Source organism: Flavobacterium sp. CBA20B-1, assembly GCF_028473145.1.
In the GTDB taxonomy this organism is placed as follows: Bacteria; Bacteroidota; Bacteroidia; order Flavobacteriales; family Flavobacteriaceae; genus Flavobacterium.
In genome coordinates, this window is the sequence record NZ_CP092370.1 from 2,197,769 (window position 1) to 2,220,092 (window position 22,324).

Annotated in this window: 16 protein-coding genes, 5 tRNA genes and 3 rRNA genes; 16 read left to right on the forward strand and 8 right to left on the reverse strand. The window is 38.6% G+C overall.

Annotated elements, in window-relative coordinates; genetic code table 11:
- Positions 1–2: 2 nt before the first annotated feature.
- The 11 genes from MG290_RS10795 to rrf all read left to right on the forward strand — a co-directional run bounded on the left by MG290_RS10795 (position 3) and on the right by rrf (position 12,181).
- A complete protein-coding gene (locus MG290_RS10795; RefSeq protein WP_264561309.1) occupies positions 3–1,652 on the forward strand; it encodes a DUF6029 family protein in 1,650 nt (549 codons plus the stop codon).
- Positions 1,653–1,852: 200 nt separating this feature from the next.
- Positions 1,853–3,619, forward strand: a complete 1,767-nt coding sequence (gene rpsA / locus MG290_RS10800; protein ID WP_257500054.1) for a 30S ribosomal protein S1 — start codon at positions 1,853–1,855, stop codon at positions 3,617–3,619.
- Positions 3,620–4,244: 625 nt separating this feature from the next.
- On the forward strand, positions 4,245–5,132 hold the full coding sequence (locus MG290_RS10805; protein WP_264561310.1) for a hypothetical protein: 888 nt from the start codon (positions 4,245–4,247) through the stop codon (positions 5,130–5,132).
- A 10-nt stretch (positions 5,133–5,142) separates the two neighbouring features.
- Complete coding sequence (locus MG290_RS10810; RefSeq protein WP_264561311.1) at positions 5,143–6,240, forward strand: T9SS type A sorting domain-containing protein; 1,098 nt, start codon at positions 5,143–5,145, stop codon at positions 6,238–6,240.
- A gap of 279 nt (positions 6,241–6,519) precedes the next feature.
- A tRNA-Val gene (locus MG290_RS10815) sits at positions 6,520–6,594 on the forward strand.
- Positions 6,595–6,793: 199 nt separating this feature from the next.
- Positions 6,794–8,311: ribosomal RNA gene (locus MG290_RS10820) — 16S ribosomal RNA — on the forward strand.
- A gap of 70 nt (positions 8,312–8,381) precedes the next feature.
- Positions 8,382–8,455, forward strand: a tRNA-Ile gene (locus tag MG290_RS10825).
- A 153-nt stretch (positions 8,456–8,608) separates the two neighbouring features.
- Positions 8,609–8,685 (forward strand) — tRNA-Ala (locus tag MG290_RS10830).
- 5 nt (positions 8,686–8,690) lie between these two features.
- Positions 8,691–8,762, forward strand: a tRNA-Cys gene (locus MG290_RS10835).
- A gap of 221 nt (positions 8,763–8,983) precedes the next feature.
- Positions 8,984–11,868, forward strand: a 23S ribosomal RNA gene (locus MG290_RS10840).
- A 201-nt stretch (positions 11,869–12,069) separates the two neighbouring features.
- Positions 12,070–12,181 (forward strand): 5S ribosomal RNA (gene rrf / locus MG290_RS10845).
- Together the 16S, 23S and 5S rRNA genes with 4 tRNA genes alongside form the textbook arrangement of a ribosomal RNA operon.
- A 753-nt stretch (positions 12,182–12,934) precedes the next feature.
- Here rrf and MG290_RS10850 read toward each other — a convergent pair.
- Positions 12,935–13,402, reverse strand: coding sequence for a regulatory protein RecX (locus MG290_RS10850; protein ID WP_264561312.1), 468 nt, complete (start codon positions 13,400–13,402; stop codon positions 12,935–12,937).
- A 48-nt stretch (positions 13,403–13,450) separates the two neighbouring features.
- A complete protein-coding gene (locus tag MG290_RS10855) occupies positions 13,451–13,735 on the reverse strand; it encodes a hypothetical protein (protein WP_264561313.1) in 285 nt (94 codons plus the stop codon).
- Positions 13,736–13,893: 158 nt separating this feature from the next.
- Between MG290_RS10855 and MG290_RS10860 the strand changes: the two genes are divergently transcribed.
- Entirely contained in the window at positions 13,894–14,952 is a 1,059-nt protein-coding gene (locus MG290_RS10860; protein ID WP_264561314.1) for a 3-oxoacyl-ACP synthase III family protein, read from the forward strand.
- Positions 14,953–15,008: 56 nt separating this feature from the next.
- Here MG290_RS10860 and MG290_RS10865 read toward each other — a convergent pair whose 3' ends face one another.
- From MG290_RS10865 to MG290_RS10875, 3 genes are read right to left on the reverse strand one after another with little or no spacing between them, the layout of a single operon-like run.
- Positions 15,009–15,200, reverse strand: coding sequence for a cold-shock protein (locus tag MG290_RS10865; RefSeq protein ID WP_264563202.1), 192 nt, complete (start codon positions 15,198–15,200; stop codon positions 15,009–15,011).
- A gap of 29 nt (positions 15,201–15,229) precedes the next feature.
- Positions 15,230–15,658 carry a cold-shock protein gene (locus MG290_RS10870; RefSeq protein ID WP_264561315.1) on the reverse strand — a complete coding sequence of 143 codons (429 nt, stop codon included), beginning with the start codon at positions 15,656–15,658 and terminating at the stop codon, positions 15,230–15,232.
- A 36-nt stretch (positions 15,659–15,694) separates the two neighbouring features.
- Entirely contained in the window at positions 15,695–16,816 is a 1,122-nt protein-coding gene (locus MG290_RS10875; protein WP_264561316.1) for a DEAD/DEAH box helicase, read from the reverse strand.
- 429 nt (positions 16,817–17,245) lie between these two features.
- Between MG290_RS10875 and MG290_RS10880 the strand changes: the two genes are divergently transcribed.
- Positions 17,246–17,749 (forward strand): hypothetical protein, encoded by a 504-nt coding sequence (locus MG290_RS10880; protein WP_264561317.1) that lies wholly within the window; start codon positions 17,246–17,248, stop codon positions 17,747–17,749.
- A gap of 31 nt (positions 17,750–17,780) precedes the next feature.
- On the opposite strand, the gene MG290_RS10885 is transcribed toward MG290_RS10880, so the two are convergent.
- Positions 17,781–17,860 (reverse strand) — tRNA-Leu (locus MG290_RS10885).
- Positions 17,861–18,006: 146 nt separating this feature from the next.
- Between MG290_RS10885 and MG290_RS10890 the strand changes: the two genes are divergently transcribed.
- From MG290_RS10890 to MG290_RS10900, 3 genes are all read left to right on the forward strand, one after another.
- Positions 18,007–18,948, forward strand: coding sequence for a ribose-phosphate pyrophosphokinase (locus MG290_RS10890; protein WP_264561318.1), 942 nt, complete (start codon positions 18,007–18,009; stop codon positions 18,946–18,948).
- A 27-nt stretch (positions 18,949–18,975) separates the two neighbouring features.
- Complete coding sequence (locus MG290_RS10895; RefSeq protein ID WP_264561319.1) at positions 18,976–19,578, forward strand: 50S ribosomal protein L25/general stress protein Ctc; 603 nt, start codon at positions 18,976–18,978, stop codon at positions 19,576–19,578.
- Between the two features lie 322 nt (positions 19,579–19,900).
- A complete protein-coding gene (locus tag MG290_RS10900) occupies positions 19,901–20,251 on the forward strand; it encodes an FEKKY domain-containing protein (protein ID WP_264561320.1) in 351 nt (116 codons plus the stop codon).
- Between the two features lie 103 nt (positions 20,252–20,354).
- Here MG290_RS10900 and pyk read toward each other — a convergent pair whose 3' ends face one another.
- A complete protein-coding gene (pyk, locus tag MG290_RS10905) occupies positions 20,355–21,785 on the reverse strand; it encodes a pyruvate kinase (protein ID WP_264561321.1) in 1,431 nt (476 codons plus the stop codon).
- Between the two features lies 1 nt (position 21,786).
- Complete coding sequence (locus MG290_RS10910) at positions 21,787–22,308, reverse strand: IPExxxVDY family protein (protein ID WP_264561322.1); 522 nt, start codon at positions 22,306–22,308, stop codon at positions 21,787–21,789.
- Between the last annotated feature and the right edge of the window lie 16 nt (positions 22,309–22,324).

Consider the following 22,324-nt stretch of genomic DNA (forward strand, 5'->3'; position numbering starts at 1 on the left):
TAATGAAAAAAATATTTTTTTTGGCGGCGTTCTTAACGTCGTCTTTCTTTTATGCGCAAATTCGTGTAGGTATTGAATCAAATAGTCAATATTACATAGACGATGAAAAAATTAAGATAGACGAAACAGAAGCGGAAGAAAGGCTAAGGTCGAATACCTATATCAAACTAGATTATTTTAAAAACAAATGGGAGTTTGGAACCCAGATAGAAGCTTACTATCCCAAAGCAATAATCAACTACAATCCAGATTTACAGGATGCACATATCGGTACCATATACGCAAAGTATAACGATTTTGATAATGGTGTAAACATTACTTTGGGACACTTTTATGAGCAATTTGGCAGCGGATTAATTCTGCGTTCATGGGAAGATCGTGCATTAGGAATTAACAATGCGCTTTTTGGCTTGAATGCGAAGTTGCGATTAACAAAAAACCTTGACCTTACCACTTTAGGTGGTAAACAACGTTTTGGAATGGGATTTGACCTGTCTGAGAGCTATGTGGTGGGAACCAATCTAGAATTTAACTTGTCAGACGCATTAAAATTAGAAAGTACCGATTTAAGGTTAGGTGCCAGCTATGTGGGTAGATTAGATGAAGAAAAAGTGGTTGACTACAATGGTGTAAATGATCTTATCAACGCCTTTTCAGGTCGTGTAAGCTTAGGCTTAGGTAGCTTTAACCTTAGTGGTGAATATATTCATAAGCAAAAAGACATCATTTTTGAAAATGATGATTATGTTGGCGAAACATTTCTAGACGGGAATGCAATATTGTTAAACCTAGGATATAATAAAAATAATTTTGGATCTAGTGTGAATCTGCGTAGGTTAGAAAATATGATGTTTTATTCTGAAAGAAAGTTTAGCGGAAATGTATATAATAAAGGAGTGATAAACTATGTGCCTGCACTAACCAAACAATACGATTTTTCGCTGCAAAATATTTATGTGTATCAAGCGCAAGGAGGGGTTAATTGGTTCGAGAAAAGAAATGGAGAAATTGGCGGGCAGTATGATTTTTACTATGATTTTGTAGAAGGAACAACATTAGGAGGTGAATATGGAACCCATTTGGCCGTTAATGGATCCTATTGGGCAGGTCTAAAATCATCATACAACTTTGATACCAATATACTAAATGATGAATTTTTGCAATTTGGAGAAAAATACTATAAGGATCTGGCAATCGAAGTTAGAAAAAGATACTCAACAAAATTTCAAATGATTGCCATGTATATGAACCAATATTACAACGCACCCCTTTTAGAAGGAAAGTTTGATGATGTTAAAACAGATATAGCTAGTGTGGAAGGCTTATATAATTTTTCAGAAACAACCTCTGTTCGTTTGCAGTTACAAAATATGTGGGCAACCGCAGATAAAGGTGATTGGGGAGCAGCGCTATTAGAGTTTGTTCCAAACACAATGTTTAGCCTTTATGTAACCGATATGTATAACTACGGAAACTCACATCCAGAAAGTCGTATTCATTACTACAGCGTAGGAGGAAGCTTCTCCAAAGGAGCAACACGTATTGCTCTAAACTATGGACGTCAACGTGGTGGTTTAATCTGCGTAGGCGGTGTATGCAGGTTCGTGCCAGAATCAAACGGATTAACCGTAAACCTAACAACCAATTTCTAAATAAAAAAAAGTCTGGAATTCATTTTTCAGACTTTTTTTATTGATTTCTAGGAAGATAAAAAAAAACAACGTAAATTTGCACCACTTTTTAGCAGAAGATAAGGATTGAGCTAAAAAGCGAAAACAATAATCAATAACTACTTCTGTTTAAAACTTCATTTCAATCCTTAAATAAACAGAATACAAATTTATTATCAGACATGTCTGAACAAACACAAAACACAAAAGAATTCTTAGACACTTTCAACTGGGACAGTTATGAAAACGGTATTGATGCAGTAGATGCTTCAAACCTTAAAGAATTCGAAGACTTAGTAGAAAAAACATTTATCTCAACCGGTGATGAAGAAGTTGTAGAAGGTGTAGTAGTAAGAATCACAGACAGAGATGCAATTGTTGATATCAACGCTAAATCTGAAGGTGTTATCTCTTTAAACGAATTTCGCTACAATCCAAACTTAAAAGTTGGTGACAAAGTAGAAGTTCTAATCGACGTTCGCGAAGATAAAAACGGACAATTAGTATTATCTCACCGCAAAGCACGTACCATCAAAGCTTGGGATCGCGTGATTGCAGCTCATGACACAGGCGAAATCGTAAACGGTTTTGTTAAATGCAGAACAAAAGGTGGTATGATCGTTGACGTATTCGGTATCGAAGCATTCTTACCAGGATCTCAAATCGATGTGAAACCAATCCGCGATTACGATCAATACGTAAACAAAACCATGGAATTTAAAGTTGTAAAAATCAACCACGAATTCAAAAACGTAGTAGTATCTCACAAAGCATTAATCGAAGCTGATATCGAAATTCAGAAAAAAGAAATCATCGGTCAGTTAGAAAAAGGTCAAGTATTAGAAGGAGTAGTTAAAAACATCACTTCATACGGTGTATTCATCGATTTAGGTGGCGTTGACGGATTAATCCACATCACAGACTTATCATGGTCTCGTATCAACCACCCATCTGAAGTATTAGAATTAGACCAAAAATTAAACGTAGTAATCTTAGACTTCGACGACGAGAAAACACGTATTCAATTAGGTTTAAAACAATTAAACGCACACCCTTGGGATGCTTTAGACGCTAACTTAAACGTTGGTGACAAAGTAAAAGGTAAAGTAGTTGTTTTAGCCGATTACGGTGCATTTATCGAAGTAGCAGAAGGAGTAGAAGGATTGATCCACGTTTCTGAAATGTCATGGTCAACTCATTTACGTTCAGCTCAAGATTTCGTTAAAATCGGAGACGAAGTAGAAGCAGTTATCTTAACTTTAGACCGCGAAGAGCGTAAAATGTCATTAGGTATCAAACAATTATCAAACGATCCTTGGACAGACATCACATCCAAATACCCAGTAGGTTCTAAACACACAGGTACCGTTCGTAACTTCACAAACTTCGGCGTTTTCGTTGAATTAGAAGAAGGTATCGACGGATTAGTTTACATTTCAGACCTATCTTGGACTAAGAAAATCAAACACCCATCAGAATTTGTAAACGTAGGAGACAAATTAGACGTTGTAGTGTTAGAATTAGATGTAGAAGGTCGCAAATTATCTTTAGGTCACAAACAAACTACCGACAACCCATGGGATGCACACGAAGCAGCTTACGGCGTAGGTACTGTTCACAACGGAACAATTGCAGACTTAAACGATAAAGGAGCAACCATTAACTTTGAAGAAGATGTAGTAGCCTTCATCCCAACTCGTCACTTAGAAAAAGAAGACGGAAAAAAATTGAAAAAAGGCGATACAGCTGATTTCAAAGTAATCGAATTCAACAAAGAATTCAAAAGAGTAGTAGCATCGCACACTGCAACATTCCGTGAAGAAGAAGAGAAAAACTTCAAAGCAGCAGAAGAAAAAGCAGCAGCAAACAACGCTTCAAACGAAAAAACTACCTTAGGAGATATCGACGCATTAGCAGAATTAAAAGCTAAAATGGAAGGTAAAAACTAATACGTTTTTCACACATACTCAATCCCGTCACCTTCAAAAGTGGCGGGATTTTTTTTATAATTTGGGCGTTCCCCTTCCATTCCTTTTCAAAACAAAGCTCAGGGTACACATACCATTTCGTCCATCACAGAAAAATCCAAGCAAACAGTCGGGTCGGGCTATACGCTCCAAGTCCTCGCTTGTCGTACCTCCTCGCTGCGGGCTATCCGCTGCTATCCCTAACGCGGATTTTACTGTATAATGTAAATTGTATGTTGTAAAATTGTACAACTTTGCCAAAGTTCCAAACTTTGGCAAAGATTAAAAACATTATCAACGAAGAAGTTTCAATGCGCAATTGGTTGCAGGAAATGAAATAAGATTTTATACAAAAACAAAAAAAAGCTAAAAAGAAATTTTTAGCTTTTTTTGTTTTATTTAACAACATGTTAATTTTTTTATTATATTTACAATTCAATCAACTTAAATATAATAATTATGAGCAAATTAAGCAAAATTTTGTGGGGGGGGGGTAATAGGCCTAACCCTTACAGCATGTACAACCGACAGTGTATTTGAGGACAATGGTCAAGCAAGTACTTCAGAGCATCCTTCTAATCCCGGTTCACAGTATGCAACTTATAGCATGTCTGATTCTTATGAGTCGCCATGGGATATTGATTCATTGTATAAAGTGAAATACGAATTATACAGCGGTACAATGAACGACGGTGTACACGTCCGGGTAACCCCTTATATAGGTTTGGCATATTATGATGGTGCTAATGATGGTTTTTACAATACCCCAACAGGTGGGTTTAACTTGGCAAGTGGTGCCTATCCAAATCTTTTTGCCAGTGGAAATGAATACGGCGATTATGTACAAGCAAATCCTATTGTATTAACACAAGTGCCTGGTACAGGTTGGTACACCCACGAGTTGTGGGTGCAACATGATGAAGATCATTGCCCGTTAGTAAACATACCAGTGGGTATTAATTATAATTTAAACAGTATTGGTTTTGATATTATAAACAATGATATTGTACAACCTATGCAGCTAGGGTATCCATTACCTGCACCACCACCTGCTGGTACAAGTGCAGAAGAACGCTTGTTGCGCGAGTATGGCAAAGTGTTTTATTACAAAGTAGAGTTTGGTACCGATATGTATAATTTTGACCCCGATGCGTATTATGTATTAGCCCTAGAGAATAATAGTATTAATGACGATTGGTCTCTAATGGGGCTTTCAGATGTACCTTTTGGCAGCGATTTATTATATCACGATAGCCCCAGTGGTGTAAGCACAAAGGAAATTGTTGTTAATCCCGATACGTTTACAGGTTCAGACCCTATGAACGTGAGTTCAGGACAGTTGTTTGGTACTGCTACCCTCGGCAGTGGCACTGGTATTCGCAAAATAACTACCGTGCCGTTTTATGATGAGTGGGTTCAAATTCCGGCTCTTACCGGTCCTTGGGTGCCAAAACCTAATAGACAACCTCGTGGAGTAAAAATTTATATAGAGTAAATAGTTAACTATGAAAAAGATTCTCCTTATTATAACCACCTTGTTAGGCGTTTATAACTTAACTGCCCAAGTACTCTACATCGAAAATTTTAACAGTTATCCTGTGGGAAATATAGGCACCGATTATAACGGCACGGTACCCGGTGTAGGCGGTTGGTTTACCAAATCCGAAAATAAACCTATCTACAATACGCCGCTTACCAATAACGATTATAAAATTGTAGCCGAAGCCAACAAAGGGAATGTTGCACAAATAGGACCCCTTACCAAAAAAGGTGAATGGACACGTACTTTATTCCGTACCGATATCAACCCCTATTGGCAACAACGCACAGCAGGTAATAATGTTTTTAAGTGCAGTTTTGATTTGTATGTAGATGATAGTTATATCAGTTCCACTCCTCCATCTGATCCAATACGTATAATTTTATACAGCAAGGAAGGAGGGTTGACTAGGTTTTCATATGATCCTGATCATCATAGTTTTATGGCTGGTTTTGATTTTTCTAGGGGTAATTTTAATCGCGGAAGTGGTGAAGCTGTAGTGGTAAGTCCCGGCACCCCCTTACAACCGCCACCAAATGGCAGTTGGATTACTGTAGAAATGTATATAGATTATGATAACAACAAAGCGTATTTCAGCATACCAACTTTAAACTATACGAATGTTAAAAACATTGCATTTACTTTAGAGTTGGGGGGGTTAGATACCGAGGGCAACCCCTTGCCTGATGACAGCCCTGTTGAATTAGTGTTTTTTTACACGAAGTCTGGCGATGTTGATGGTACTTTTTATACCCCCAAAATAGATAACATTAATTTAGTAGCTCAAAACACGGTACCCACTTTAGCAACTACCGAGCAGTTGGCTGCAAAATTTAACTTATACCCCAACCCAGCAAGCAATGTTGTAAACATCACCAACGCTGAGAATATGCAGATACAGCAAATCACGGTGTATGATGTTGCAGGCAAACAGTTAAGCACCCAAACCTACAACAACGAAACCGATATACAATTAAACGTAGAACATTTAGCAAGTGGCACGTATATGCTGCACTTGCAAACGAATCAGGGTACAGCGGTTAAAAAATTGGTGAAAAAGTAGTTTTTTTTTCTGTAGCTTCAAAACAACTTTGCCAAAGTTCCAAACTTTGGCAAAGATTATTTTTACCTAGCTTAAACTTCAAAACCACACGCTGTCAAACAATTACAAAAAAGATTAAAAAACTTTCAAAAAGCATTTGCAAAAGCCAAAAAAAGAGTAGTATATTTGCAACCGCTTTCAGGACAACGAAAGCCACGTTCCTAGAAAAAAAAGTAAAAAATAAATTTGGATGGTATAGAAAAAGGTTATTATCTTTGCAGTCCGTTCAAAAAAGAAAAAGGGCGATTAGCTCAGCTGGTTCAGAGCACCTCGTTTACACCGAGGGGGTCGGGGGTTCGAACCCCTCATCGCCCACAAAAAAACTTTTTCAAAAAAAAGCAAAAATAATTTTGCTGATTAAAAAATAAGTTTTACTTTTGCAACCGCTTTGAGAGAGAAGCGAATGTAAGAAGAACAAGTTCATAGACATATTGGATTAACAGAGAATTAAAGAGTAAAAGCTCTTGGGCAACCAAGAGGTTTTAAACGACACATCAACAATAAAAAAAATTATACGATGAAGAGTTTGATCCTGGCTCAGGATGAACGCTAGCGGCAGGCCTAACACATGCAAGTCGAGGGGTATCCCGCCTTCGGGCGGGAGAGACCGGCGCACGGGTGCGTAACGCGTATGCAATCTACCTTATACTAAGGGATAGCCCAGAGAAATTTGGATTAATACCTTATAGTTAATAGAAATGGCATCATTTATATTATAAAGATTTATTGGTATAAGATGAGCATGCGTCCCATTAGTTAGTTGGTGTGGTAACGGCATACCAAGACGATGATGGGTAGGGGTCCTGAGAGGGAGATCCCCCACACTGGTACTGAGACACGGACCAGACTCCTACGGGAGGCAGCAGTGAGGAATATTGGTCAATGGGCGCAAGCCTGAACCAGCCATGCCGCGTGCAGGATGACGGTCCTATGGATTGTAAACTGCTTTTGTACAGGAAGAAACACTCCCATGCGTGGGAATTTGACGGTACTGTAAGAATAAGGATCGGCTAACTCCGTGCCAGCAGCCGCGGTAATACGGAGGATCCAAGCGTTATCCGGAATCATTGGGTTTAAAGGGTCCGTAGGCGGCTTTATAAGTCAGTGGTGAAAGTTTTTGGCTTAACCAAAAAAATGCCATTGATACTGTAGGGCTTGAATATTTGTGAAGTAACTAGAATATGTAGTGTAGCGGTGAAATGCTTAGATATTACATGGAATACCAATTGCGAAGGCAGGTTACTAACAAATGATTGACGCTGATGGACGAAAGCGTGGGTAGCGAACAGGATTAGATACCCTGGTAGTCCACGCCGTAAACGATGGATACTAGCTGTTCGAGCTTCGGTTTGAGTGGCTAAGCGAAAGTGATAAGTATCCCACCTGGGGAGTACGGGCGCAAGCCTGAAACTCAAAGGAATTGACGGGGGCCCGCACAAGCGGTGGAGCATGTGGTTTAATTCGATGATACGCGAGGAACCTTACCAGGGCTTAAATGTAGTTTGACGTATTTGGAAACAGATATTTCTTCGGACAAATTACAAGGTGCTGCATGGTTGTCGTCAGCTCGTGCCGTGAGGTGTCAGGTTAAGTCCTATAACGAGCGCAACCCCTGTTGTTAGTTGCCAGCGAGTCAAGTCGGGAACTCTAGCAAGACTGCCAGTGTAAACTGAGAGGAAGGTGGGGATGACGTCAAATCATCACGGCCCTTACGTCCTGGGCCACACACGTGCTACAATGGCCGGTACAGAGAGCAGCCACTTGGCGACAAGGAGCGAATCTATAAAACCGGTCACAGTTCGGATCGGAGTCTGCAACTCGACTCCGTGAAGCTGGAATCGCTAGTAATCGGATATCAGCCATGATCCGGTGAATACGTTCCCGGGCCTTGTACACACCGCCCGTCAAGCCATGGAAGCTGGGGGTACCTGAAGTCGGTGACCGCAAGGAGCTGCCTAGGGTAAAACCGGTAACTAGGGCTAAGTCGTAACAAGGTAGCCGTACCGGAAGGTGCGGCTGGAACACCTCCTTTCTAGAGATGGTTTAAACATCTTTTACTCTTTAACTGTTGGTTCAAAAAAAAAGCAGAATAAAAAATACAGAGTCTCGTAGCTCAGCTGGTTAGAGTACTACACTGATAATGTAGGGGTCGGCAGTTCGAGTCTGCCCGGGACTACGAAGTATTACTGGGAAGACGAGAAGTTTATGCTGAGCTAAGTCGAAGCAAGTCTGCCCGGGACTACAAAGTATTTTATTCAAAGCAAATTTTAGGTTTGAGGGATTATTAAATTTAGTTCATAATTCATAATCCACAATTCATAATTAAATTGGGGGATTAGCTCAGCTGGCTAGAGCGCCTGCCTTGCACGCAGGAGGTCAAGGGTTCGACTCCCTTATTCTCCACCATAAGAGATTCAGCCAAAAGGGGCTGGAGTGTCCCGCTACAGGCGGGAAGGTCAAGGGTTCGACTCCCTTATTCTCCACGATTCAACGATTAATCGTTGATTTGTTTAAGCGGTTAACCGATAACACGGTTTAACAATTAAACAAAAAAAGTTCATTGACATATTGAGATACATTTAAAAAGTAGAAAAGATATTAGAAATAATATAAAGCACATTTTTTGGGTCATAAATTTTTTTAAAGTAACAAGTTTAACTTAAAACCTTAAAAAAAGAAACATGAAACAAAAAAAATAGAGCACAATAAGCAAAATAAGGGCGTATGGGGAATGCCTAGGCTCTCAGAGGCGAAGAAGGACGTGATAAGCTGCGAAAAGCTACGGGGATCGGCACACACGAGGTGATCCGTAGATATCCGAATGGGGCAACCCGGCATGTTGAAGACATGTCACATCGATAGATGAGCAAACCCGCTGAACTGAAACATCTAAGTAGGCGGAGGAGAAGAAAACAAAAGTGATTCCGTAAGTAGTGGCGAGCGAACGCGGAAAAGTCCAAACCAAAGTTGTTACGGCAATTTTGGGGTTGTAGGACCACGATATTGTATGCAAAGCGAATAAGAATCATCTGGAAAGATGAACCGCAGAGGGTGATAGTCCCGTATTGGTAAGCGATGTAATACATAGTGGTATCCTGAGTAGGTCGGGGCACGTGAAACCTTGATTGAATCCGGCGGGACCATCCGCCAAGACTAAATACTCCTGAGAGACCGATAGTGAACCAGTACCGTGAGGGAAAGGTGAAAAGAACCGTGAATAACGGAGTGAAACAGAACCTGAAACCATACGCCTACAAGCGGTCGGAGCCCATTCGTTGGGTGACGGCGTGCCTTTTGCATAATGAGCCTACGAGTTACCGTTGCTGGCAAGGTTAAGTAATTAAGTTACGCAGCCGAAGCGAAAGCGAGTCTGAATAGGGCGCATGAGTCAGTAATGGTAGACGCGAAACCGTGTGATCTACCCATGGGCAGGTTGAAGTTTGGGTAACACCAAATGGAGGACCGAACCGGTTGACGTTGAAAAGTCTTCGGATGACCTGTGGGTAGGGGTGAAAGGCCAATCAAACTCGGAAATAGCTCGTACTCCCCGAAATGCATTTAGGTGCAGCGCTGAAAAAGTTTAATAGAGGTAGAGCTACTGATTGGATGCGGGGGCTTCACCGCCTACCAATTCCTGACAAACTCCGAATGCTATTAAATGATTTTCATCAGTGAGGGCATGGGTGCTAAGGTCCATGTCCGAGAGGGAAAGAACCCAGACCATCAGCTAAGGTCCCCAAATGTATGCTAAGTTGAAAAAACGCGGTTTGATTGCCCCGACAGCTAGGATGTTGGCTTGGAAGCAGCCATTCATTTAAAGAGTGCGTAACAGCTCACTAGTCGAGCGATCGAGCATGGATAATAATCGGGCATAAGCATACTACCGAAGCTATGGACCACGCCTAAGGCGTGGTGGTAGGGGAGCATTCTAAACTGGGTAGAAGGTGATTTGTGAGAATTGCTGGACTGTTTAGAAAAGAAAATGTAGGCATAAGTAACGATAATGCGGGCGAGAAACCCGCACACCGTAAGACCAAGGTTTCCACAGCTATGCTAATCAGCTGTGGGTTAGTCGGGACCTAAGGCACACCCGAAGGGGGACGTCGATGGCCAACGGGTTAATATTCCCGTACTTGTAATAATTGTGATGGAGTGACGCAGTGGTGAAAGTACCGCGAACTGACGGAATAGTTCGTTAAAGCACGTACCTATATCCTTTATAGTAAAATGCGTAGAGGATGGAGAAATGCGATAGTACTCGGAGCCTTCGGGCAAAGAGATAGTGTACCTAAAGGCTGTCAAGAAAAGCTTCTAAACTTAGATTATTAGAACCCGTACCGCAAACCGACACAGGTGGTCGAGGAGAGTATCCTCAGGTGCTCGAGAGATTCATGGCTAAGGAATTAGGCAAAATAGACCTGTAACTTCGGGAGAAAGGTCGCCATCCGCCGCAAGGCGTGATGGCCGCAGTGAAAAGGTCCAGGCGACTGTTTATCAAAAACACAGGGCTCTGCTAAATCGTAAGATGACGTATAGGGCCTGACACCTGCCCGGTGCTGGAAGGTTAAGAGGAGATGTTATCTTCGGAGAAGCATTGAATTGAAGCCCCAGTAAACGGCGGCCGTAACTATAACGGTCCTAAGGTAGCGAAATTCCTTGTCGGGTAAGTTCCGACCTGCACGAATGGTGTAACGATCTGGACACTGTCTCAGCCATGAGCTCGGTGAAATTGTAGTATCGGTGAAGATGCCGATTACCCGCAGTGGGACGAAAAGACCCTGTGCACCTTTACTATAGCTTAGTATTGTTCTTGGATAAGTGATGTGTAGGATAGGTGGGAGACTATGAAGCGGCGTCGCTAGGCGTTGTGGAGTCATTGTTGAAATACCACCCTTTGCTTATCTGAGATCTAACCCCGCTATGCGGGGGACATTGCTTGGTGGGTAGTTTGACTGGGGTGGTCGCCTCCAAAAGAGTAACGGAGGCTTCTAAAGGTTCCCTCAGCACGCTTGGTAACCGTGCGTAGAGTGCAATGGCAAAAGGGAGCTTGACTGAGAGACCTACAAGTCGATCAGGTACGAAAGTAGAGCATAGTGATCCGGTGGTTCCGCATGGAAGGGCCATCGCTCAAAGGATAAAAGGTACGCCGGGGATAACAGGCTGATCTCCCCCAAGAGCTCATATCGACGGGGGGGTTTGGCACCTCGATGTCGGCTCGTCACATCCTGGGGCTGGAGAAGGTCCCAAGGGTTGGGCTGTTCGCCCATTAAAGTGGCACGCGAGCTGGGTTCAGAACGTCGTGAGACAGTTCGGTCTCTATCTACTGTGGGCGTTAGAAATTTGAGTGGATCTGATTCTAGTACGAGAGGACCGAATTGGACCAACCTCTGGTGTATCAGTTGTGCCGCCAGGTGCATCGCTGAGTAGCTACGTTGGGAAGGGATAAGCGCTGAAAGCATATAAGCGCGAAACCCACCACAAGATGAGATTTCTTTAAAGGGTCGTTGGAGATGACAACGTTGATAGGCTATAGATGTAAAGGCAGTAATGTCATAGTCGAGTAGTACTAATAGCCCGTATGCTTATGTGCTCTGGAAGTTGCTTTGTAAAGAATAGTATTAAGATTTTAGTATTAAGTATTAAGTATTAAGACTGGAATATCTACAAAAAAAAGTATCGAAAATATGTTAACAATATTAGCCCGCCATTGGCGTGGCGTTTAAAGTTCAAAGTTTAACGTTCAAGGTTAAAACCTAAAACAAAAAAAACTTTAAACCTTAAACAAAGATTTAAGGTGGTTATAGCATCGGGGCTCACCTCTTCCCATTCCGAACAGAGAAGTTAAGCCCGATAGCGCAGATGGTACTGCATTTTCATGTGGGAGAGTATGTCGCCGCCTTTTTTTTAGAAGTCCTTTACAGAAATGTAAGGGACTTTTTTATTTTACCACAGATGACACAGATTTGCAAGGATCTTTGTAATACCCAGCATCTCACATCAAACTTCAAACTTCAAACCTTAAACTTTAAACGTTTTAACCACAGATAGCAGAGATTTGCACCGATTTTATTCTTACACTATACAGCAATACAATTTACATTATACATAAAATGTGGCTAAAGCCAATTGTTAATTTAAACCATAACCATTGAACTAAAGTTCGAGGCAATTGATTTAAGAGAACTTGAAACCTTAAACAAATTAACCATAGCTTCACAGATTAACTCAGATTTTTTACAATATACAGTAATACAATTTACATTATACATAAAATGTGGCTAAAGCCAACTACTTATTGCTTAATAACATCAGGCTAAAGCCCGACGCAATTCATCTTTTAAAGAATCAAATCTAAAACATCCAACATCCAACATCCAACATCCCGTATCAAACCTTAAACTTGAAACTTTAAACCTTTAACTACAAATTTTTATAATCATCAAACAATAATATCAAACATCAATATCAAATATCAATTTCAAACACCCAATACCCAACACCCAACACCTAACATCCCACATCAAACACCCAGCAATAGGGATTGCAGCCTTGTTGGAGCTCTTTGTTTTTTGCAAAAAAACAAAAGCGACGGCGGAAAGTCCGACCTGAAACGTTAGTGGAAGGGATTGCCCTTATGTTTTTTAAAAAAGAGTGTTTATTTACTTAAGTCTTTCAAAAAATCAAATATTAAGTGGGTTTCATAGCCTTTGCGTAAAAGATAATCGGTCCATCTACGTTTTTTCTTTTCGAGAGAAGTGTCGGTGAGGGATTGCCATTTTTTTTCGGCTAGGTTGTAGAAATTGTTTAAATAATCGGTTTCTATTTCTTTTAAAGCTGTTTTAATGTTGTGTGAGGAAATATCTCTGAATTTCAGCTCTTGTTCTATGCGGCGTTTGCCCCAATGTTTGAATTTGTGTTTGCCGCGCGCAAAGCTTTTTGCAAAGCGTTCTTCGTTTAGAAAGTTGTTTTCAGATAAGTGGGTAAGGATGTGGTCTATGGCGGTTTGAAACATTCCCAGCGTTTTTAATTTGGCAATAACTTCTTTGTAGCACCGATCTTGATACGAACAATAATATTCTAATTTCTTTATTGCTTCGTTTACCGAAAGTGGGTTTTTGTTCATTTTGATTTTTTTGCTAAAATAAAAAAAATCCCCATAGAGAGGATTTTACTATTTTTCTTGTGTGTCTTCAGAATTATCTAGATCCATATCAAGATCATCTTCGCCTAATTCATTGAATTGATTCATGATTTGATCAATTTCTTCGTCGGTTAACTCTTCTTCTACCTCGATATCTTCTAGTAACGATTCAAAGCGTTTAATGCTTTTTTTCATGCGTTTGGCTAAGTCTTCGTATTCGCCTAAAAGTTTGTTGTATGATTTGATAATAGATTTTTGTTTTTTAAGCTGTTTGTTTTGAGTTTTTAGTTTTTTCTTTAATTCGTCTTTTTTCATAATGATACGTTTTTGTTTAGTAAATATATTAAAAATGCTTAAATTATTTTTGTTTTTTTATGTTAAGTTTTTTTGTGAAAAAAGTTGTATATTTACTAATATTACTTTATGAATATTTATTTTTATTTAGATAGATTGTAAAGCACAAAATTTTTTAAATGACAAGCAGAATCATTGGCGTGGGAAATTACATTCCTTCGCAAACTATTACCAACCTTTTTTTTGATGATCACGATTTTTTGGATGAAAACGGGGTGGCTTTACAACAAACCAATGCAATTATTGCAGATAAGCTTAAGGAAATTACTGGTATTGAAGAAAGGCGTTATGCCGATAAACGTCAAGTAAGTTCGGACTTAGGTTTTTTTGCAGCCCAGCAAGCGATTAAGAATGCTGGGATTGATCCAGAAACTTTAGACTATATTATATTTGCTCATAATTTTGGTGATGTTCGTTTTGGAACTATTCAATCTGATATGGTACCAAGTTTGGCATCGCGCGTAAAGAACTTATTGCAGATTAAAAATAACTACTGTGTGGGATATGATTTGGTTTTTGGATGTCCTGGATGGATTGAAGGAATGATTCAAGCTCATACATTTATTAAAGCTGGGACTGCAAAGCGCTGTTTGGTAATAGGTGCAGAAACCCTTTCACGAGTTGTTGATATTCACGATCGCGACAGTATGATTTATGCCGATGGTGCAGGCGCCGCAATTTTAGAATTAAGTACAGATTCATTAGGTGTGCAATCGCATTTATCTGCATCATTTACTTTTAAGGAGAAAGATTATCTCTATTTTGGTAAATCGTTTAATATAGAAAGTTCTGACAATATTAGATATATCAAGATGGAAGGGCGTAGAATCTATGAATTTGCTCTTTTAAATGTGCCTGGTGCAATGAAAAAGTGTTTTGATGCGAGTGGTTTTAATATAGAACAACTTTGTAAAATCATTATTCATCAGGCGAATGAGAAAATGGATGAAGTAATCGTAAATCGGTTTTATAAGTTATACAATAGGTCTGTGCCAAAAGATATAATGCCTATGGTGATTCATAAGTTAGGAAACAGCAGTGTGGCTACAATTCCCTCTTTACTTACTATGATTTTAAATGATGAATTAGAACATCACAAGATTCAAAAGGGTGATGTGGTTTTGTTTGCATCTGTAGGCGCTGGTATGAATGTAAATGCAATGGTTTATCAATTTTAAAAATAAAAAAGGATATACTTTTTGGGTATATCCTTTTAGATAAAATAAAACAGGTATTATTTTCTTTTTACATTTATTGCTGTAATCCCTTTTCTTCCTTGTTCCATGTCAAAAACAACTAAATCGTTTTCGCGTACTCTGTCTAACAAGCCACTTGTGTGAACAAAAATATCTTCATCACCATTTGCTTGTGAAATAAATCCAAATCCTTTAGATTCATTAAAAAATTTTACTGTGCCTTCGTGCATCATTTCTATATATTAAATTAATTATTCGTTTACTTTTCCAAGTCGATTGCTCGGAAACCTTTTGGGGTCATTTCTTTTTTAAAACTAATTTTATCGTGTTTATTCACTGCGATTGTTGTTTGACCTATATGGAAAAAAATACTGTCGCCAGTTTTGTCTTCTGTAATAAAACCAAAGCCTTTGTCGCTTAAATAAGTTACAATACCCGTGAAAACAGCATTTTCATCAACTGCTTGATTTTTTGCGTTTTTTTGTGCTTTTGCCAGATCTTCTTCTTTATTTTGAAGATGAGGCGGTACTGATGTGAAATTTCCGTTTATATCAACATATACAATCATATCGTCGAGGCTTTTGCCTTTATTATTGTTGGTTTTACGGTCTTCGCGTCGTGATTGTTTGTCTTGTAATTTTTTTGTTTTTTTCTTATTATTTTCTTTTTTAGAAAAAGAATCGGCCATATTTTATCGTTATTTTTTAAGTTTGTTAATAGTTTTTTAGTTTGCAACAGTTAGTACTGACATGGTAAACCCAATTAGTTTTTGAATGTTTTTTAGGTCTTTCTTTTGTTCGTCATCGCAAAATGAAACGGCGGTGCCAGAATTTCCTGCTCTGCCAGTACGTCCAATTCGGTGCACATAGGTTTCGGGAACATTGGGTAACTCGTAGTTGATAACATGCGGCAGTTCGTCTATATCAATGCCGCGAGCAGCAATATCAGTTGCAATTAAAACCTGAATTCGGTTGTTTTTAAAATCTTCTAGCGCTTTTTGGCGGGCATTTTGCGATTTATTACCATGAATAGCGGCTGCATGAATGCCCGTTCTTTTTAACTGTTTTACCAATTTATCAGCGCCGTATTTTGTGCGGGCAAAAATTAAAGTACGCTCAATAGATTGCTCTTGCAAAATGTGAACCAATAGATTTAGTTTTTCTGGTTTCTCTACAAAATAAACCCCTTGCTGAACGGTTTGCGCGGTAGAAGAAACAGGCGTTACGCTAATTTCTGTTGGATTTTGAAGAAAGCTGTACGCAAAATTTCGTATCTCTTTAGGCATAGTAGCAGAGAAAAGCAAACTTTGTCTTTTAGTGGGTATTTTAGTTAGAATTTTCTTTACATCGTTCACAAAACCCATGTCTAGCATTCGGTCGGCTTCATCAAGTACAAAAATTTCAAGTGAACGCAAATTGATGCATCCTTGCGCCATTAAATCTAATAACCGTCCGGGTGTGGCAATAAGCACATCGGTTCCTTTGTTTAATTGTTTTACTTGGTTGCTTTGCGGTACGCCACCAAAAATTGCCAAATGATTTACAGGAAGAAATTTTCCGTAGGTGCTGAAATTATCGCTTATTTGTATTGCTAATTCGCGAGTGGGTGTTAAAATCAGTGCACGAATAGCATTTTTATGGGTTGGTATTTTTTGGCTAAGTAGTTGTAAAATAGGAATAGCAAATGATGCTGTTTTTCCGGTACCTGTTTGTGCGCAACCAATCACATCTTTTCCGTTTAAAATAGGAGGGATTGCTTGTTTCTGTATTTCGGTTGCATTAGTATATCCTGCTGTTGCTACAGCTTTTAGGATATTGGGTATGATATGTAATTCTTTAAAAGTCATAATAGATTGTGCCCGTGGGCTGGTATTAAATTTTTTTGATTCTATTAAATCATAAAAAACGTAATTTATAAATCGTAAAAGTTTCAAGCGAAATGTGCTTGTACCATTTAATATAAATCAAATGAAATATCAACGTTATGATTGAATACATTTTTCATGAAAAATAATCGTTTTCAGATTGCCAGTTATGTGGTTCATAAATTATGGTATTGGTGGCAGCTGAAAAAAAGCAAAAACTGAGAGAAAAAAATGCTTTAAACTATTCAGAAAAGGCAATAGGCAGAAGCCTGTGTTGTAAATAAAGCACAAATATACAACAAATTATTTGATTTTCAAACAAATATACTTTTTATTTATTTTTTAAAGTGTTTTTGTTTTAAATTGATAGATAAAATTAAAGTTTTAAATTAAATTTAGAAATTATTAAAAATGCTTAAAACATCAACCATGCATCGAATCACCTATCTGCGAAAAGTGCCTTTTACAAAATATTTGATCTCCTTTTTATTGTTCCTGTCGGGATTGTATTTTTTAATTTATGAAAATATATTTTTTGGATTACTATTTACGGTAATTGGTTTTGGTTTGATGAAAACCGAAGGCTCGCAAATTGATTTTCAAACCCAGCAATATCGAAATATACAGTCCGTTTTTGCAATCCACGTGGGCAAATGGAAGCCTTTGCCTGTTTTTGATTATGTATCGGTTTTTAAAACCACAGAAGGTAAAAGAATCAGCGTGGCTACCGCTTCCACAGTCATGCGCGAAGAAATATATGAAGTGAATTTATTTTATGAAAACAGCAATCGAATCACTTTTTATAAGACAACCAACAAAGAAGACGCATTTAAAATGGCAATGAACTTTCATCGTTCCTTGAATCTAAAAGTGCTCGATGCCACAAACGCTCAAAGTGTTTGGATAACTACATAAAAAAAGCCCAACTTTCCAGTTGGGCTTTCTGTACCTGAGGTGGGAATCGAACCCACACTCCGAAGAACACGAGTTTGAGTCGTGCGCGTCTACCAATTCCGCCACTCAGGCTTTTTGCTTGAAATTGTGATTGCAAATGTAAGTACATTTTCAAATAAAACAAATAAAAATCTAAAAAAATGTGAGCAGCATCAAAATTATTTCTAAATTTGCACCCACAATACAACAAGCAATAATAACTACTAAATTAAGCAACAATGAGTTACTTTGAACCTGAAGCAAAAGTGTTTGCATGTTCGCAGAGTAAAGAATTAGCAGAAAAAATGGCCAAGCATTACGGAGTAGAGCTAGGAAAAGTCACCTTTTCGCATTACAGCGATGGTGAATTTCAGCCTTCATTCGAAGAATCAATCCGCGGGTTACGCGTGTTCTTAGTATGCTCTACCTTTCCAAGTGCAGATAATTTAATGGAATTATTGTTAATGTGCGATGCTGCCAAACGTGCGTCGGCTCGTCACATTACCGCTGTAATTCCTTATTTTGGATGGGCGCGTCAAGATCGTAAAGACAAGCCACGCGTGCCAATAGGTGCTAAATTAGTAGCAAAAATGCTAGAAACAGCCGGAGCAACCCGTGTAATGACTATGGATTTGCACGCAGACCAAATACAAGGCTTTTTTGAAAAACCAGTAGATCACTTATATGCATCAACCATATTCTTGCCGTATGTGCAATCATTGGGCTTAGATAATTTAACCATTGCATCACCAGACATGGGCGGTTCTAAACGCGCTTATGCCTATGCAAAATATCTAGAAAGCGAAGTAGTGGTATGTTACAAACAACGCAAAAAAGCAAATGTAATAGACACCATGGAGCTTATTGGAGACGTAACCGGTAGAAACGTAATTTTAGTAGATGACATGATTGATACAGGCGGCACTCTTGCAAAAGCAGCCGATGTAATGATCGAGCGTGGCGCATTAAGCGTACGAGCAATTTGCACACACGCCATTTTATCAGGCAATGCCTACGAAAAAATAGAAAACTCATCACTAACCGAATTGATCGTTACCGATTCTATTCCGTTAAAAAAACAAAGCAGCAAAATACGCGTATTAAGCTGTGCCGAATTATTCGCAGACGTGATGCACATGGTGCAAAACAACACATCAATCAGCGATAAATTTATCATGTAATTTTTTATTAATTTTTATATATTCAAAATGAAATCAATTTCAATTAAAGGACAAGAAAGAGAAAGCGTGGGCAAAGTAGCTACAAAAGCCGCACGTAATGCTGGATTGGTTCCTTGCGTAGTTTACGGAGGAGAACAACCAGTGCATTTTACAGCTGAAGAAAAAGCGTTTAAAAACTTGGTGTACACTCCAAACGTACACACAGTTGCAATTGATTTAGGTGGTAAAAAAATTGATGCTATTCTACAAGATATCCAATTTCACCCAGTATCAGACAAAATTTTACACATCGATTTCTACCAATTACACGAAGATAAAGAAATCACTATGGAAGTTCCTGTAAAAGTAGTTGGAAACTCTAAAGGTGTAATGGCAGGTGGTGTATTGCGTTTAAACCAACGCAAATTAAAAGTGCGCGCTTTACCGGCAAACTTACCAGATTTCGTAGAGGCGGATATCACCGAATTGGAAATGGGTAACAAATTATACGTTACAAAGTTGCCAACCGAAAACTTTAAATTGTTACACCCAGACAACACAGTTGTTGCTCAAGTTCGTATCTCTCGTGCGGCTATGAAAGCTGCTCAAGAAGCTGCAAAAGCAGAAAAAGGAGCAAAAAAGAAAAAGTAATTTCAACCTTTTATACACAAAAGCCTCGATTTTTCGAGGCTTTTCTTTTTTTTATTATTTCGGACAATTCCGCCGGGCGGATCGGGCTTTCTGTTTCAATCTTTTTGTTCGTTCCTCACAAAAAAGGATTTTCACTTCACCCGAGGCTTCATCCGAACTTACCGAAAGTAATCCCTTTTGTAAAATGAACCTTCCGCAAAAAACAAATTATACTATAAGGTTTCATTTTTATATTTTTTCGTTCTTTACATTCAATTTGCTTGTTAAGCAAATATATTTTTTAGTATTTTTATAAAATAACAACAATCAAAAACAACCGGTTATGAAACTTATAGTAATACTTATCTTCTTTGTAAGCTTAAACATTTACAGCCAAGATTATAAATTAACTCAAAAATCCCACAGTGTATCAACAATTAAAGGAGATACAATAAAAACTCCGGTAAGTTTTATTTTATTTGGAATTGCAGACCACAGCAACTCCGAGAGTGCTCTTTCTTTTAAAAATAAGTTTGCAGTTGGTTTTCGGTTTGAAAGTTGCGTAGTTTTACCAACAGATTTAAAACGAGCGGAAGAAAACAACAGAGAAATAGCCAAACAATTAACACAAAAATTTGGAGTAGCATGGCTTAAAGAACTTCCTTTTACAGTTCCCGGAGTTGAAAATAGCTAACTTTTTGGGTAGCAACCTGCAGATCACTTGGTGTTTTTCGAATAAAAAATAAAAAGCCATTCTCGGTTAAGAATGACTTTTTGTTTATGTAATGATAATTTTGCTATTCAATTTCAGAAACTCGAATCGTGTTTACCATTCCTTTTTCAATCAAGGGCATCGAAGCTAAATTAATCGTGTAATCGCCTGGTTGCACATAATTGTTTTCTTTAGCAATTTGGTTAATGTCTTCAATCGTCACATCGGTACTTTCGTATTTATCATACCAAAAAGCAGTAACGCCCCAAAGCAAGCTCAACTGCGTTAGCATGTGTTTGTTTGATGTATAAGCCAAAATGTGTGCATTTGGTCGCCAAGCCGAAATTTGGAACGCTGTATAACCAGAATTGGTCAAAGTGTTAATTACTTTGGCTTCGATATCATTTGCCATAATGGCAGCGTGGAAACAGATTGATTTGGTAATGAAGCGTTTGGTTTTTATTTTTGGATCATTCACCGGTAGTTTAATTAAATCGGAATCTTCCACACTGTTGATGATTTGTGTCATTCGTTCAATAACTTGCACCGGATAATTACCCACCGATGTTTCGCCTGAAAGCATTACCGCGTCTGCACCATCCATCACCGAATTGGCAACGTCGTTCACTTCTGCACGAGTAGGAGTTAGGCTGGTAATCATGGTTTCCATCATTTGAGTGGCAATTATAACCGGAATACGTGCATATTTGGCCTTGTGCACCAATTGTTTTTGGATGAGCGGTACTTCCTGCGCCGGAATTTCTACACCCAAATCGCCACGTGCCACCATTAATCCATCGCAATGCGAAACAATTTTGTTGATGTTTGCCACTGCTTCGGGTTTTTCTATTTTTGCGATAATCGGAATTTTGTGATCCGAATGTTCTTCAATCAATAAACGCAAATCTTCCAAATCGTCTTCTGTTCTAACAAACGAAAGGGCAATCCAATCCACACTTAATTTAATGGCAAATAAAGCGTCTTTAATATCTTTCTCGGTCAATGCCGGTAACGATACCTTAGTGTTGGGTAGATTAACGCCTTTTTTGGAACGCAAAGGCCCGCCTTGCACCACAATCGCTCTCACTTCGTGTTCGCGATCGGTATCCAAAACGTTGAAAATCAGTTTGCCGTCATCAAGCAAAATACTTTCTCCGGGGTTCACGTCCTGCGGAAAGCTTTTATAGGTCATATACACTTTTTCGGCTGTTCCTAAAAACTCTTCTTTAGTTGAAAAAGTAATGATGTCGCCTTTTTTAAGAACCACTTCGTCTTTCATCACACCTACGCGCAATTTGGGTCCTTGTAAATCGGCTAATATCGAGGTGTTGTATTGAAACTCTTCGTTCAGTTCTCGGATAATTCGCACCTTGTCTTCGATATCAAAGTAATCTGCATGCGAAAAATTGATTCTAAAAACATTCACACCTGCTTCAATCATTTGTTTAATAATTTCTTTGGTGCTACAAGCCGGTCCTAAGGTTGCGACTATTTTTGTTTTTTTTCTTGGTAACATATTAAAAAATTAAATTTTTTTGTGTTTTTATACTTAAAGAATCCCATTCCACTAAAAAATGGGTTGAAAGGTTCTTTATATCTTGCAGTTTTTCCAGCAATTCTTCGGGGTTAAAAAACAGATCTGCATTTTCGATTAAAATAAAAAAATCGATGTTTTTCCATTCGTTTACTAAATAATTGGTGGCTGTAAACAAGGTGTTTTCGTTGGTAAATAATGAATGAGGTTGTTCGGTGGTGTTTTCAGAATAATTGGATTTGTTTTCTAAAAGCCGCCAAACCAAGTGATTTTTTGTATCTTGAAACGCAAAGGTTCTAAAATAAGCCACGCCAGTGTCGGTGGTCAAAGAAATATCATCTGTTGCCTTTTCAAAACGAACCGATAAATGCCTGTTGAGCAAATACGCCATTTTGTAATCGGGAATATTTGATTTTAAGGCAATAAGGATCGTTTCATCGTCTGCATCATCAATGAAATCTAACTTATGTAAAATTTCGTTTGTATTTTTTTTAACCATACTCATTCTTTAACAAAATTAC

Coding starts and splice junctions, on each gene's coding strand:
- MG290_RS10795 (WP_264561309.1), top strand. CDS start 3: ATGAAAAAAATATTTTTTTTGGCGGCGTTCTTAACGTCGTCTTTCTTT.
- rpsA (WP_257500054.1), top strand. CDS start 1,853: ATGTCTGAACAAACACAAAACACAAAAGAATTCTTAGACACTTTCAAC.
- MG290_RS10805 (WP_264561310.1), top strand. CDS start 4,245: ATGTCTGATTCTTATGAGTCGCCATGGGATATTGATTCATTGTATAAA.
- MG290_RS10810 (WP_264561311.1), top strand. CDS start 5,143: ATGAAAAAGATTCTCCTTATTATAACCACCTTGTTAGGCGTTTATAAC.
- MG290_RS10850 (WP_264561312.1), bottom strand. CDS start 13,402: ATGAACAAAAACCCACTTTCGGTAAACGAAGCAATAAAGAAATTAGAA.
- MG290_RS10855 (WP_264561313.1), bottom strand. CDS start 13,735: ATGAAAAAAGACGAATTAAAGAAAAAACTAAAAACTCAAAACAAACAG.
- MG290_RS10860 (WP_264561314.1), top strand. CDS start 13,894: ATGACAAGCAGAATCATTGGCGTGGGAAATTACATTCCTTCGCAAACT.
- MG290_RS10865 (WP_264563202.1), bottom strand. CDS start 15,200: ATGCACGAAGGCACAGTAAAATTTTTTAATGAATCTAAAGGATTTGGA.
- MG290_RS10870 (WP_264561315.1), bottom strand. CDS start 15,658: ATGGCCGATTCTTTTTCTAAAAAAGAAAATAATAAGAAAAAAACAAAA.
- MG290_RS10875 (WP_264561316.1), bottom strand. CDS start 16,816: ATGACTTTTAAAGAATTACATATCATACCCAATATCCTAAAAGCTGTA.
- MG290_RS10880 (WP_264561317.1), top strand. CDS start 17,246: ATGCTTAAAACATCAACCATGCATCGAATCACCTATCTGCGAAAAGTG.
- MG290_RS10890 (WP_264561318.1), top strand. CDS start 18,007: ATGAGTTACTTTGAACCTGAAGCAAAAGTGTTTGCATGTTCGCAGAGT.
- MG290_RS10895 (WP_264561319.1), top strand. CDS start 18,976: ATGAAATCAATTTCAATTAAAGGACAAGAAAGAGAAAGCGTGGGCAAA.
- MG290_RS10900 (WP_264561320.1), top strand. CDS start 19,901: ATGAAACTTATAGTAATACTTATCTTCTTTGTAAGCTTAAACATTTAC.
- pyk (WP_264561321.1), bottom strand. CDS start 21,785: ATGTTACCAAGAAAAAAAACAAAAATAGTCGCAACCTTAGGACCGGCT.
- MG290_RS10910 (WP_264561322.1), bottom strand. CDS start 22,308: ATGAGTATGGTTAAAAAAAATACAAACGAAATTTTACATAAGTTAGAT.